Source organism: Actinocorallia aurantiaca, assembly GCF_039533685.1.
Classification (GTDB): domain Bacteria; phylum Actinomycetota; class Actinomycetes; order Streptosporangiales; family Streptosporangiaceae; genus Actinocorallia; species Actinocorallia aurantiaca.
The window spans coordinates 128180-141230 of the sequence record NZ_BAAATZ010000025.1 but is presented as its reverse complement, the minus strand read 5'-3'; the positions used below and the strand labels follow the sequence as shown (position 1 = coordinate 141230).

The following is a 13051-nucleotide window of genomic DNA, read 5'->3' as shown; positions in this document are numbered from 1 at the left end:
CATACCGTCCGGTCGGAATTAATAAGGAGACGACATGAAGTTCGGGATCATGAACTTGTTCCCCGTGAGCGACGGAGCGTCCGACCAGCAGGTGCTGCGCGACACTCTCGAGGAGATCCAGATCGCCGACGAGCTCGGCTTCGACTCGGTGTGGCTGGCCGAGCACCACTTCTCCAAGTACGGCATCCTGGGCAGCCCGCTGCAGTTCGGCATGGCCATCGCCGAACGCACCGAGAACATCACCATCGGGACCGCCGTCCTGGTCCTGCCGTTCCACGACCCGCTGCGGCTGGCCGAGGACATCGCCGCCCTCGACGTGGTCAGCGGCGGGCGCGTGGTCATCGGCGTCGGCCGCGGCTACCAGCCCAAGGAGTTCGCCGGGTTCGGCATCCCCCTGAGCGAGTCCCGCCGGCGCTACGTCGAGACCCTCGAGGTGCTGCGCCTGGCGCTCAGCACGGAGGACTTCTCCTACCAAGGCGAGATCTTCCAGTACGAGAACATCACGACCTACCCGCGCCCGTTCACCCCCGGCGGCCCGAAGATCCTGCAGGGCACCGTCTCGCCGGAGAGCTTCCGGGAGCGCGGCGCGGCGGGCGAAGCGATCATCACGTCCCCGAACTTCACGCCGCTGACGCTGATGAAGCGCAACTTCGACCTCTACCGCGACGGGATGCTGGCGGGCGGCCACGACCTCACCGCCAACGACCTCCCGTTCATGCAGCAGGCGTGGGCGGGCCACGGCGAGGACGGGCTCCGGGACGCCGCCGCCGCGGCGCTCGAGTACTACCGGTCGGTCGGGAAGGTCATCCCGGGCTCGGAGGACGCGCTCGAGGCCGAGCGCGACTACTACGAGAAGGTCGCCGAGAACATCCGGCTGCTGACGCTGGAGCAGACCCTCACCCACGGCGGGAACTTCGGCACGCCGGAACGGGTCGCCCAGACCATCAGGGAGCTGCGCGACCAGCTCGGTATCAACCACTACATATCTTGGATGCGTATCCCGTCGCTGCGGCGTGAGGAGGCACTGCGCTCGATGAGGACCTTCGCCGAAGAAGTGATCCCGCAGTTCCGCGACGCCTCCGCCGCTCCGGCCGTCCCCGTCGTGGAACCGGCCGGCCGATGAGGCTGGGAGTGTTCCTCAGCGCCCAGTTCGAGCCCGGGGCCTCCGCGTCCGAGGGGCTGGAGGCGATCACCGAGCAGGCCGTCCTGGCCGACCGGCTCGGCTACGACGCGGTCTTCCTGGGCCACCACTACCTGGCGCAGTCGGCCTTCCTGCAGCCGCTCCAGCTCGCCGGCTACCTCGCCCACGCCACCGAGCGGGTGCGCATCGGCTTCGGAGTGCTGCTGGCGCCGCTCTACAACCCCGTCGCCCTCGCCGAGGAACTGGCGACGCTCGACGTGCTGAGCGGCGGCCGGATCACGGTCGGGCTCGGCGCGGGCTACCGCAAGCGCGAATGCGAGGCGTTCGGCGTCGAGTGGGGCGACCGCATCCGCAGGCTCCGCGAGTACGTCCCCCTGCTGCGCGCGCTGTGGAACGGCGAACGCGTCACCGCCGAGGGCAGCTGGGGGAAGGTGGAGAACGCCGGCCTTCCGTTGCGCTGCGTCCAGCCCGGCGGCCCGCCGATCTGGATCGGCGCCTTCGCCGAACCCGCGATCAAGCGCGCCGCGCGGCTCGACGCCCCCTGGCTCATGGGTCCCGAAGGCGGCGACGAGGAGGTGGCCCGGCGGCTCGCGCTCTACCGCGACGAGCTGAAGGCGCACGGCCACTCGCTCGACCGCGCCTACCCGATGAGCCGCGAGGCCTGCGTCGCGCCCACCGGCGACGAGGCCGTCGCGCTGATCCGCCCCCACCTGGAGCGGCAGTACGCGGGCTACAAGTCCTGGGACACCGCGCAGGGCATCGATGTGGACCGTTACATCGCCGAGGACTGCCTGGTGGGCGACCCCGGGCACCTCATCGACAGGATCCGCCGGCTGGAGAGCGTCCACGGCGTCACCCACCTGTCGCTCCGGCTCCAGTTCATGGGGATGCCGCACGAACAGGCCATGGAGCAGATCCGCCTGCTGGGCGAGGAAGTCCTCCCGCACGTGCGGGACTGACCTCCGGACCGCCCGACGAACATGAAGGAGTCTGCAGTGAACCTCGCTCGCGACCTGGAACTCAGGTCTGCGGAAGCCGGTGGACGCACGGCCCTGTCCCACGAGGACGGGCGGACGTGGACGTTCGCCGAACTGGAAGGCGAGATCGGCGCCGTGGCACGGGCCCTGACCGGGCTCGGGATAGGCCGGGGCGACCGGGTCGCGATCTACACCCGCAACGGGCCCGACATCGTGCGGCTGCTGTACGGAGCCTGGAAGATCGGCGCCGTGCCGGTCACGATCAGCGGGCTGTACAACGGCTCCGAGCTCGCCGAGTCGCTGGGTAAGACCAGGCCCCGGCTGCTGGTGGCCGACGACCACGACCTGGCCGCGCTCGGCGCGGCCGTCGCCGGGACGGACGTCGAGACCCGGCTGGTCGACGAGGTGCCGGGGGCCGGACACCCCGCCTTGGAGCTGGGCGCCCGGGAGCCGCTGGAGGCGGTGGAGGTCGCCGCCGAGGATGAGGCGTGCATCCTCTTCACCGGCGGCACGACCGGGAGCCCCAAGGCGGTCAGCGTCACCCACGGCGGCGTCCAGGAGTCCCTGGCCCGCCTGGCCAAGGCCTCGACGGGCCGGCCAGGGCCCTACCCCCTGGTGCCCGAGACGGCGTCGCCGAACCTGATCGCCCTCCCGCTGTTCCACAGCGGCGGGCAGCACTCCCTGCTCTTCGCCTTCCGCGTCGGCCGCCCGGTCGTCCTGTGGGACCGCTTCCGGGTGGAGACGCTGCGCGAGCTGATGACAAGGCACCGGTTCGACAACCTGTTCCTCCTGCCGACCATGCTCTACGACCTCGTCCACGCCGAGGAGGCGCTGGACCTGGGCTCGGTGCGCTCGGTCCTGATCGCCGGCCAGGCGCTCGGCCCGCACCTGCGCCGCCGGTTCGAGGAGCGGTACGGGGTGCCGATCGTGCTGAACTACGGCTCGACGGAGACCGGCCACGTGGCGGGCTGGACGTCCTCCGACATGCGGGCCGGGCTGTGGAAACCCGGATCCGCCGGACGCGTCTACGAGGGCGTCGAGCTGGAGATCCGCGACGAGGAGGACAGGCCGCTGCCTTCCGGCGAGCCCGGGGAGGTCGTGGTGCGCAGCAGCATGGCCAAGGGGTACGTCGACGACGCCGAGGCGACGTCGGCCTTGGTCCGCGACGGATGGGTCTACTCGGGCGACATCGGGTACGTCGACGAGGACGGCGTGCTGTTCCTCGTCGGACGCAAGCGCGACCTGATCAAGTGTGGCGGCTTCCAGGTGTGGCCGGAGGAGATCGAGGAGGAGCTGCGCTCGCACCGGCTGGTGAACGACCTGCGGGTCGTCGGCGTCCCGGACGAGCGGCTCGGCGAGATCCCGCGGGCCGAGATCGTGCGGGCGCCCGACCCGTCGGTCGACGATGATCGGCTGGCGGCCGAGCTCATCGCGCTGGCCAGGGAGCGGCTCGCGCACTTCAAGGCGCCGCGGTCGGTGGTCTTCGTCGCGGAGATCCCGCGCAGCGCCACGGGCAAGGTCAGCCGTCAGGTGAACGACCCGGAGGAGGTGGCGGCACGGTGAAGTTCGGCATCATGGCCCCGCACCAGTACCCGTTCGACGAAGATCTGGGCGAGCGGCTGAGGGAGCTGACCGGCCTGGTCGAGCACGCCTCGAACCTCGGCTACCACTCCGTCTGGACGATCAACCACTTCCTGTCCAACCTCGCCACGCCGCAGCCCATCTCGATGATGGCCCGGCTGATCGAGTGCAGCGGGGAGATGCGGATCGGCAGCGGCATCCTGCTGCTGCCGCTGTTCAACCCGGTGCACGTGGCGGAGGAGTTCGCCACGCTGGACCAGCTCTCGGGCGGCCGGGTCACCCTGGGCGTCGCGGCGGGCTACCGCGAGCACGAGTTCAAGGCTCTCGGCGTCGACATGGCGAGCAGATTCCGCCGGCTGGACGAGGGCGTACGGCTCATCCGCGACCTGTGGTCAGGGCGGCCGGTCGACTTCCAGGGCGAGTTCTACTCCGTCCAGGCCGACCGCTGCGGTGTGCCTCCCGTGCAGCCCGGCGGCCCGCCGATCTATATCGGCGCCGGCAGCCAGAAAGCGGTGCGGCGGGCGGCCCGGCTGGGCGACGCCTGGTACGCGCCGGGCAACTCGCCCAACCCGAGCTACCTCTCCAAGCACGTCAGCGCCTACGACGAGGCGCTGGAGGAGTACGGCCGCGCGGACCAGGTCGTCGACCGGCCCATCGGGGTGGAGCTCTACTGCGCGCCGACCACCGAGCAGGCCGTCGAGGAGGCGCTGCCGCACGCGCGGCGCGAGTACTACTCCTACGCCGAGTACCCGGCTTTGCGGTGGCAGCGCGACCGCTTCGACGAGCTGGTGCGCAACACGCTGCTGCTCGGCTCGCCGGAACTGCTCATCGAGCGGATCCGCGAGTACGAGGCGCTGGGGTTCGACCACCTGATCTTCCGGCCGATGTGGCTGGGGATGCCGGTAGAGGACGCGCGGCGCTCGCTGGAGCTCTTCGCCCGCGAGGTGATGCCCGCCTTCGCCTGAGCGGCGGGCGGGCCTTGAGGTTCCTTGACAGTGACGACGCTCACCACGTACATTCCGACCGGACGGTATTAAGAAGGGCTTGAACATGAAGAAGACCGAAGCGGAACTGCTCTCCCAGCAGTGGGACGTCGACAACATGACGGTCGACCCCGAGCTCCTCGAGAAGTACGTGCGCTACGAGGTGGACGCCGAGCGCGCGGTCGCCACGATCACCTTCGACCGGCCCGAGACGCTCAACGCCATCCCCGTCGCCGCCTTCGAGCGGGTCGGCGACCTGGTGCGCGAGGCCGAGACCGACGACCGCGTCAAGGTCATCGTCTTCAAGGGCGAGGGCTCCTGCTTCGGCACCGGCGCCGACGCCGCCGAACTCGGCCACTACATCGGCTACCGCAACGGCACCGACAAGGCATCCCGCCGCCGCCCCGCCCAGCGGCAGCGCATCCTGCCCGACCGCAACGTCCTCACCTCCGGCTTCACCCGGCCCATCGTGGAGTCCCTGAAGGCCACGATCTGCCAGGTGCAGGGCTACTGCTACGGCGGGCACTTCCAGATCGCCCTCTCCGCCGACATCGTCATCGCCACCCCGGACGCCCGGTTCACCCACCCGGCCTTCCGCTACCTCGGCCCCGCCCCGCAGGACATGTACCACTGGATCGAGAAGCTCGGCCTCACCAAGATGAAGGACCTGATGCTGACCATGCGCCCGCTCAGCGCCGAGGAGGGCGAGCAGGCGGGCCTGGTCACCAAGGTCGTGGCCCCCGAGGAGCTCGAGAAGTGGGTGGACGACTACGCCGACGCGATCGCCGTCACCCCGCTGGACTCCCTCATGATGGGCAAGGCCATGATGCAGATCGTCATGGAGGCGCGCGGCAAGGGCCTCGGCGCGATGACCGGCTGGGTCGGGCACGGCTGGGCCACCAACGTCAGCTTCGAGGAGGGCGACTGGAACTTCCTCAAGGAGCGCCGCACGAAGGGCGTCGCCCAGGCGCTGGCCGACCGCGACAACATGGTCGCGCCCTACTTCCGGCTCAGCGAGCGCCGCTCCCGCGAGCAGCAGGACTGACCCGTGCGATTCGGCATCCTCCTCGACCACCAGTACGCCAAGGGCGACGACCTCCGGGCCCGGACGGGCGAACTGGTGGAACTGGTGCAGCACATCCGGGACTGCGGATACGACTCGGTCTTCGGCGTCCACCACTACCTGTCGAACCTGGCGACGCCGCAGCCCCTGCCGGTCCTGAGCCGCATCATCGAGCACAGCGGAGACATGCAGCTCGGCACCGGGATCCTGATCCTGCCGCTGGGCCACCCGGTGCACTGGGCAGAGGAGGTCGCCACCCTCGACCAGATGTCGGGCGGCAGGTTCGTCCTCGGCGTCGGGGCCGGATACCGCGAGGACGAGTTCGCGTCCTTCGGCGTGGACCTCGCCAAGCGCTCCTCCCGCATGTTCGAGTCGCTCGAAGTGATGAAGAAGCTGTGGAGCGGCGAGGAGGTCCACCACGAGGGCGCGCACTTCCGCCTCGACGGCGTGCGCTGCAGCGTCCTGCCCTACGAGCGCCCCCACCCGGAGATCTGGGTCGGCGCGAACGGGCCGGTCGGGATCAAGCGGGCGGCCCGCGCCGGCTACTCCTGGCTGGCCCCGTCGAACGTCAAGCGCAACTGGGCGGTCGGCAACCTGGAGGCGTTCCGCGCGGAACTCGCGGCTCACGGGGAGGATGAACCCGGACGCACTTACCCGATCCAGCGCGACCTGTGCATAGCTGACTCCCGGGAGGAGGCGTTCGCCCTGGCCGGGGAGTACGCGCGCCGCTCCTACGGCTCCTACGTGGAGTACGGCATGGACTACTTCGAGTCGATGTGGCAGGACATCTGCGAGAAAGCGCTGTTCTTCGGCACCCCCGACGACATCGCGGCCAAGATCCAGGACTTCGCCTCCGCGGGCTTCGACCACTTCGTCTTCCGCGTGCAGTGGCTGGGCTGCCCGCCCGAGGTGTCCCACCGGATCATCGAACGGTTCGCGAAAGAGGTCATGCCCCGCTTCAAGGAGGTCTCATGAAAGTCGGCCACATCCTGCTGCCCGTCGACGACCTCGACCGCGCCCTGGCGTTCTACCGAGACGTCCTGGGCCTGAAGGTCCGCTTCCAGGACGGCGACCGCTACGCAGCCCTCGACGGCGGCGGAACGACGATCGCCCTGGCCGCCTCGGGCGAACAACCCGTCCCCGGCCGCCCCGCCCTCGGCCTCAAGGTCCCCGACGTGACCGCCGCGGCCGACGGCCTGCGCGCCGCGGGAGCCTTCGTCGGCGACGTCACCACCGGCGGTCACGAGCAACGCGCCACCCTGCACGACCCGGACGGCAACGTCCTGGTGCTCTACGGCCCTGCGGCCTGAGACATCCGAGGAGGGGCACCGAACGACCGGGGTGGAGAGGCTTCCGGAGCCTCTCCACCCCGGTTCCGTTCTGCGTCGGTGGACTCGAACCCGCTCAGCCGGCCCGCCCGTACGCCGCACGGAGTCGTTCCCGAGCGATCCCTCCGAGCCGTCCCCCCCCGAGAGTGCTGCTGTCGGCCCGGGTGATCGAACGGGGTCAGGCGAGGACGGCGCGGGCGACGGCGCCGGGTTCGGGGCCGGAGCGGGCGAGTTGTTCGCCTTCGCGGGACCAGATGCCAGAGCGGCCCGCGGTGCGGGTGTAGCCCTGGCCGGTGGGGCCGGCGAAGGCGGCGACGGCCACGTGGACGCCGTAGGCGGCGGCCGTGCGGTGGGCGCGTTCGACGGGGACGTGGGCGTCCTTCTCGAAGTCCAGGATGGAGGCGACGTAGACGTCCATGCCCAGGGCCGCGGTGTCGGCCTGGTGCTGCGGGACGCCCGTGTCCTTGCAGATGGCAAGGCCGAGCCGCCAGCCGTCGACGTCGAGGACGGCCGGGGCGGGACCGGGCGCGAAACGTCCGGTCTCGCTCACATCAACCCACTGCTTGCGGTACGCGACGGTCACTCCGGTGCCTTCGACGGCCAGCAGCGCGATGTGGAGACGTCCCCGCTCGCCTTGCACGGGAGCGCCCGCCAAGGCCAGTGCTCCCGTCTCGGCGCACGCTTCGACGACGGGGGCCAGCCGGGGGTCGTCCGGTGAGACGGGGGGCGCGTCGAACTCGTAACCGGTCAGGGAGAGTTCGGGGAAGACGACCACGCGGGCGTTCGCGGCCCGGATCGCGGACGCGTGCGCCGCCGCGTTGGCCTCCACGTCGAAGGCCGTGCACGGGGGCTGGGCGACGGCGATGGCGAGCGGCTCACGCACGGGGGCTCCATGGCGTCTCGAGGTACTGACCGGGTCACAGGCCGGGGCGGCCGTTCGGAGGCGGTTCCTGGTGAACCGGGGGCCGGGGGGCAGGAGGAGCGGGCGCGAAAGGCTGTGCCGGAGGCGCCTGCTGGAAGTGGAGCGGGGCGTCGGGAACAGCGGGAGGGCGCGGGGCCGGCTGCTGGAGATGGGGCGGGGCGCCGGGAACGGGGGCGGCGGGCGGGTACGGAGCCTGCTGCTGGAAGGGGGCGTGGGCGTCGAAGGGGACGAGGTGCTGGAAGTGCGGGTGGCCGGGGGTGCCCGGGGGAGGGAAGAAGACCGGGGCCGGGGGGTCGACGGGGACGTACTGGCCGGTCTTGCGGAGGTGTTCCTCGCGGCGGGCCCGGCGGGAGGCCAGGCGGCGTTCCTCGCGGTGGCGGCGTTCGGCGAGGACGGCCATGAGGAGGAGTTCGGGGGGGACGCCGGGGGGAGGGGGCGCGGTCAGCAGCGGGACGAGCTCGGCGGCGAGGCGGGCGCCGAGGCGGGCGCGGACGTCGGGGAGGAGTTCGGTGTAGCGCTGCAGGTACTGGCGGGCGCTGAGGGCGCGGTCGTCGTTGATCTGGGAGAGCTCCAGGGTGCTCGCCCAGGGGGCCAGGGCGGGGGGCATCCGGGTGACGGGGGCGCGGACGGCCTCGGCGGAGACCCGGTCCTGGATGACCATGGTGCCGGCGAACACGTCGCCGAGGCGGCGGCCCCGGTGGTCGAACAGGGAGCACAGGAGGGCGGGGGCGCCCGCGAACATGAAGAACTCCACGAAACCCGTCAGGGCGCGCATCAGCGCCTGGCGGAAGCGCACCACGCCGCCGTCGACGGAGACCGTGCGCAGGCCGACCGCCATCTTCCCCACGGTCTTGCCGCGGGTCGCCGTCTCCATGACCGCGGGATAGCCGACGATGGAGCCGACGGAGACCAGGATGCCCAGCCCCACCGCCACGGCCTCGTCGGCGAACAGCACCGCGAACTGCACCACCTGGCCGAGCGTGGCCATCAGCGAGAACATGATCGCCAGATCGAGGAGGAGGGCGATGGCCCGGCTCGCGAGGCGGGCGGGCCGGATGTCCAGCGCGACCGCCTCACCCGTCACCAGCTCACCGGGAATGACCGTCATGCGGTTCAGTATGCCCGTCCCCGCCAGACGACCGCAGCGGAGCGAGGATCGGCTGGCGGGTTACGGGGGTTCGGGGGTCGTCCCCTGGGTTCGTGTCGTGACGACCGCAGCGGAGCGAGGATCGGTTGGCGGGTTACGGGGGTCCGGGGGTCGTCCCCCGGGTTCGTGTCGTGTCGACCGCAGCGGAGCGAGGATCGGTTGGTGGGTCTCGGGGGTCCGGGGGTCGTCCCCCGGGTTCGTGTTCGCGAAGCCCGGTAGATTCCTGCGTGTGGATGTCGACGCCTATGTTTCCGCGCACAACGCCGAATGGCTCCGGCTGGAGTACCTGATCAACCGTACGGGGAAGCTGGACGGCGCGGAGATCGACGAACTCGTCGAGCTCTACCAGCGGGCCGCGACGCATCTGTCGGTGGTGCGCTCGGCCTCGCCGGACCCGCTGGTCATCGGGCGGCTGTCGTCGCTGGTGGCGCGCGGGAGGGCCGCCGTGTCCGGGGCGAGCGCGCCGATGTGGCGGGACGCGGCACGGCTGATCACGGTGTCGTTTCCCGGGGTGGTCTACCGGCAGCGCTGGTGGTGGCTGGGGTGCGCGCTGCTGGGCAACCTGCTGGCGCTGGCCGTCGCGTTCTGGGTGATGGGCGACCCCGAGGTCCAGGCGGCCGTCGGCACCGAGCACGAGATCAAGAAGCTGGTCGAAGAGGACTTCGCGAACTACTACACCGAGCACGAGGCGGGCGCGTTCGCGTTCCAGGTGTGGGTGAACAACGCGTGGGTGTCGGCGCAGGCCATCGCCTTCGGCATCCTGCTGGGCATCCCGACGCTGTACGTGCTGGTGCTCAACCAGCTGAACCTCGGACTGACCGGCGGGCTCATGGCCGCCCACGGCAAGGCCGACATCTTCTTCGGCCTGATCCTGCCGCACGGCCTGCTGGAGCTGACCGCCGTCTACGTGGCGTGCGGCGTCGGCCTCAAACTCGGCTGGACGATCATCGACCCGGGCCACCGGCCGCGCGGCCGCGCCCTGGCCGAGGAGGGCCGCGCGGCGATGAGCGTGGTGCTCGGCCTGATCGGGGTGCTGCTCGTCTCCGGCGCGATCGAGGGCTTCGTCACCGGCTGGGTGCACACCACCTGGCTGCGCATCGGCATCGGCGTGGTCGCCGAGGCGGCGTTCCTGACCTACGTGTGGTTCTTCGGCCGCCGCGCGGTGGCGGCGGGGGACACCGGGGACGCGGCCGAGACCCCCGACCTCGCCCCGGCGGCCGCCTGACCTTTCACGAATCTGGGGGACGACCCCCGGACCCCCGTGGGGGGCCGGGGGTCGTCCCCCAGATTCGCTGTGGTCGCCCGGCCCTAGGTGATCTCCAGCAGCTTCTCGCGGACGGCGTAGACGACCGCCTCCATGCGGGAGTGCAGTTGGAGCTTCTCCAGGATGTTGCGGATGTGGTTCTTCACCGTGTTCTCGGAGATGAAGAGCTCCCGGGCGATCTCGCGGTTGCCCAGGCCCCGCGCGACGAGGCGCAGCACCTCCATCTCGCGGTCGGTCAGCCGCGGCGCCGGCACCTGCTGCTGGCGCTCCTCGGACTGCTTGGCCAGCGCGGTGAACTCGGAGATCAGCTTGGACGCCATGGACGGGCTGATCAGCGACTGCCCGCCGTGCACCGCCCGTACCGCCTGGGGCACCTCGTCGATGGCTATCTCCTTCAGGAGATAGCCGGTGGCGCCCGCCTTGAGCGCCTCGAAGAGGTCCTCCTCCTCGTCGCTGATCGTCAACATGACGATCTTCGCGCTGGGCACGGCCTCCTTGATGGCCGCGCAGGCCTCGATGCCGCCTCTGCGGGGCATGCGGATGTCCATGAGGATCACGTCCGGCGTCAGGTCGCGCGCCTTCTGGACGGCCTCCAGCCCGTCACCGCCCTCGCCGATCACTTCGATGCCGGATGCTCCGGACAGGACCATCTCCAGTCCCCTCCGGAACAGGGCATGGTCGTCCACGATCAGGACTCGGATCGGATCGGTGCGAGGTTCGGGGATCTCGCTCACTCTTCCTCCCCCATATGGGTTGCCTAGATCATGGCACGGCGAGGGCGATTACGGGTTGCTCACGACAGATTACTCCTCGATGAGCCGGATGACCCCGTAGTCCCACCCGCGACGCCGGTAGACGACGCTGGACCGGCCGCTCTCCCTGTCACGGAACAGGAAGAAGTCGTGTCCGACAAGTTCCATTTCGTAGAGAGCCTGCTGGATGTCCATCGGCTTCGACTCGTGGCACTTCTCCCGGACGATGACGGGTCCGTCCCCGTCCATCGGGATGTTGAGGAGCTTCTCCTGCAGGTCGGGCCGCTCGAAGACGTCCTCCTCGGACCCTCCGGCCCGCGCGCCGGCGGCCGGTTCGGCCGACGGCTCGGCCGACGGGGCGGGCTCGAGGGTCGCCGGCATCGGTTCGATGCCGCTGTACTTGGCCGGAGTGCGCGCGCCGTGGTGGACCTTGCGGCGGTCCGCGGCGCGACGGAGGCGGGTGTCGAGCTTGTCGAGGGCGACGTCGAGCGCGCCGTAGCGGTCGTCGGCGGCGGCCTCGGCCCGGATCACCGGGCCCTTGGAGCGCACGGTGAGCTCGACCCGCTCCCGCTGCCCCGCCTGGCGGGGATTGCGCTCCTCGCTCACCTCCACGTCCACCTGCATGATCTTCGAGTCGAGCTTCTCGAACTTGGCGAGCTTGCTGTCGACGTGCCGCCGGAAGCGGTCGTTCACGTCGGTCCGCCGGCCTCTCACGATGATGTCCAACTTCGGACCCCCCTTCTCTGCTGAGACAACGGACAGTCTGGAATCAAGAGTTCCAGGTGTTTCCGTGAATGGAGGAGCACCCGCCCGGCCGACCTGGTCTTCGACCCCACAACCGCCTGCTGAGAGGCTCGCGGCCCATGCCACTACTGCTCTTCTCCCGTGGCGGTGGATATCTGATCCACCGGTGGGGCAGGACTTACTTCTAAGCCGCACCGTGATCACTCGACAAAAAGTCGGCTTACGTGGACCGTTTCGCCTGCGACTGGCATCGGCTAGCTCGGCGCGAGGTCTCCCTGAGGAGAACCGCGAACCGGCGCAACCACGGACCCGGGCGGGTGCCATGTCAGAACGCTAGCCCCTCGCGCCCCGAATGTCATCGGGGCGGGGTGCGGCAAATCTCACTCGCCGAGATCGAGTCCGCGGAGAAAATCCCCGGGGGTCGTCACCTGGGACGTTGGCCCTCCGCTTATGGGCCATAAGTTGGTTTCCATAACATTAGTTTGTTTATGGATAATTGTTGGCCTTGTCGGATTTCTGTGCGGGCGAGGACCACCGCCCCCTCCACCACCGCGCCCGCCTCGCGCAGGGCCCGCCGCGCCTCCGACAGCGACGCCCCCGTCGTCACCACGTCGTCGACCAGGAGCACGGCCGCCCTCGCCACCGGCCGCGTCACCCGCAGAGCTCCGGCCAGGTTGGCCCGCCGCGCGGCCGCGCCCAGCCCCGCCTGGTCGAAGGTGCCCCGGCGCTGCCGCAGCACCGGGGCGCACCGCGCCGCCCACCCGTGCTCCCGCAGCGCGGCGGAGGCCGCCCGGGCCATCAGGAGCGTGGCGTCGCGCCCCCGCCGCCGCACCGCGCGCCCGGAAGAGGGCACGGGGACGAGCAGCACGGGCCCCGACGGACTCCACCGGGCCGCGACCAGCCCCGCCAGCGCCCGGCCCAGCGGCACGGACAGCCCCGCACGGCCTCTTTCCTTGTGGGCCAGGACCAGCGCCCGCAAAGCCCCCTCATAGGCTCCCAGCGCCCACACCGGAGGCCCCCAGGCCACCGCGACCCCCGGCCCCGCCAGCCGGCCCGCACACCCCGCGCAGACCTCCCCGCCCGGCGCACGGCACCCCGCACACCGTGAGGGCAGCACCAGTTCCAGAAGCGTGCCGAACACGCTCCCCA

At 70.7% G+C, this 13051-nt stretch carries 13 protein-coding genes; 9 read left to right on the top strand and 4 right to left on the bottom strand.

The annotated features are described in order from the left end of the window. Positions 1-34: 34 nt before the first annotated feature. The 7 genes from ABD327_RS26695 (at position 35) to ABD327_RS26665 (ending at position 7055) form a co-directional block, all read left to right on the top strand. On the top strand, positions 35-1123 hold the full coding sequence (locus tag ABD327_RS26695) for an LLM class flavin-dependent oxidoreductase (RefSeq protein ID WP_344453992.1): 1089 nt from the start codon (positions 35-37) through the stop codon (positions 1121-1123). Continuing rightward, entirely contained in the window at positions 1120-2100 is a 981-nt protein-coding gene (locus ABD327_RS26690; protein ID WP_344453990.1) for an LLM class flavin-dependent oxidoreductase, read from the top strand. Before ABD327_RS26695 ends, ABD327_RS26690 begins: the two co-directional genes overlap by 4 nt. Before the next feature lie 36 nt (positions 2101-2136). Further along, positions 2137-3681, top strand: coding sequence for a class I adenylate-forming enzyme family protein (locus ABD327_RS26685; protein WP_344453988.1), 1545 nt, complete (start codon positions 2137-2139; stop codon positions 3679-3681). Further along, positions 3678-4664, top strand: a complete 987-nt coding sequence (locus ABD327_RS26680) for an LLM class flavin-dependent oxidoreductase (RefSeq protein ID WP_344453986.1) — start codon at positions 3678-3680, stop codon at positions 4662-4664. The genes ABD327_RS26685 and ABD327_RS26680 overlap by 4 nt, the downstream gene beginning before the upstream one ends. Before the next feature lie 85 nt (positions 4665-4749). After that, positions 4750-5727 (top strand): enoyl-CoA hydratase/isomerase family protein, encoded by a 978-nt coding sequence (locus ABD327_RS26675; protein ID WP_344453984.1) that lies wholly within the window; start codon positions 4750-4752, stop codon positions 5725-5727. Between the two features lie 3 nt (positions 5728-5730). Then, on the top strand, positions 5731-6720 hold the full coding sequence (locus ABD327_RS26670) for an LLM class flavin-dependent oxidoreductase (RefSeq protein WP_344453982.1): 990 nt from the start codon (positions 5731-5733) through the stop codon (positions 6718-6720). Continuing rightward, on the top strand, positions 6717-7055 hold the full coding sequence (locus ABD327_RS26665; RefSeq protein ID WP_344453979.1) for a VOC family protein: 339 nt from the start codon (positions 6717-6719) through the stop codon (positions 7053-7055). The genes ABD327_RS26670 and ABD327_RS26665 overlap by 4 nt, the downstream gene beginning before the upstream one ends. A gap of 196 nt (positions 7056-7251) precedes the next feature. Here ABD327_RS26665 and ABD327_RS26660 read toward each other — a convergent pair whose 3' ends face one another. Both ABD327_RS26660 and ABD327_RS26655 read right to left on the bottom strand, forming a co-directional pair. Beyond that, complete coding sequence (locus ABD327_RS26660) at positions 7252-7956, bottom strand: carbon-nitrogen hydrolase family protein (RefSeq protein ID WP_344453976.1); 705 nt, start codon at positions 7954-7956, stop codon at positions 7252-7254. 34 nt (positions 7957-7990) lie between these two features. After that, positions 7991-9103 carry an RDD family protein gene (locus ABD327_RS26655; RefSeq protein ID WP_344453974.1) on the bottom strand — a complete coding sequence of 371 codons (1113 nt, stop codon included), beginning with the start codon at positions 9101-9103 and terminating at the stop codon, positions 7991-7993. Positions 9104-9371: 268 nt separating this feature from the next. Between ABD327_RS26655 and ABD327_RS26650 the strand changes: the two genes are divergently transcribed. After that, a complete protein-coding gene (locus ABD327_RS26650; protein ID WP_344453972.1) occupies positions 9372-10367 on the top strand; it encodes a stage II sporulation protein M in 996 nt (331 codons plus the stop codon). 83 nt (positions 10368-10450) lie between these two features. Here the strand turns inward: ABD327_RS26650 and ABD327_RS26645 are convergent, their stop codons facing one another. Beyond that, the gene (locus ABD327_RS26645) at positions 10451-11140 is read right to left on the bottom strand and encodes a response regulator (RefSeq protein WP_344453970.1); all 690 of its coding nucleotides are present in this window, start codon (positions 11138-11140) and stop codon (positions 10451-10453) included. 69 nt (positions 11141-11209) lie between these two features. Continuing rightward, entirely contained in the window at positions 11210-11884 is a 675-nt protein-coding gene (gene hpf / locus ABD327_RS26640) for a ribosome hibernation-promoting factor, HPF/YfiA family (RefSeq protein ID WP_344453968.1), read from the bottom strand. Between the two features lie 536 nt (positions 11885-12420). Here hpf and ABD327_RS26635 point away from each other — a divergent pair. After that, positions 12421-12894 carry a hypothetical protein gene (locus ABD327_RS26635; protein ID WP_344453965.1) on the top strand — a complete coding sequence of 158 codons (474 nt, stop codon included), beginning with the start codon at positions 12421-12423 and terminating at the stop codon, positions 12892-12894. Positions 12895-13051 lie beyond the last annotated feature (157 nt).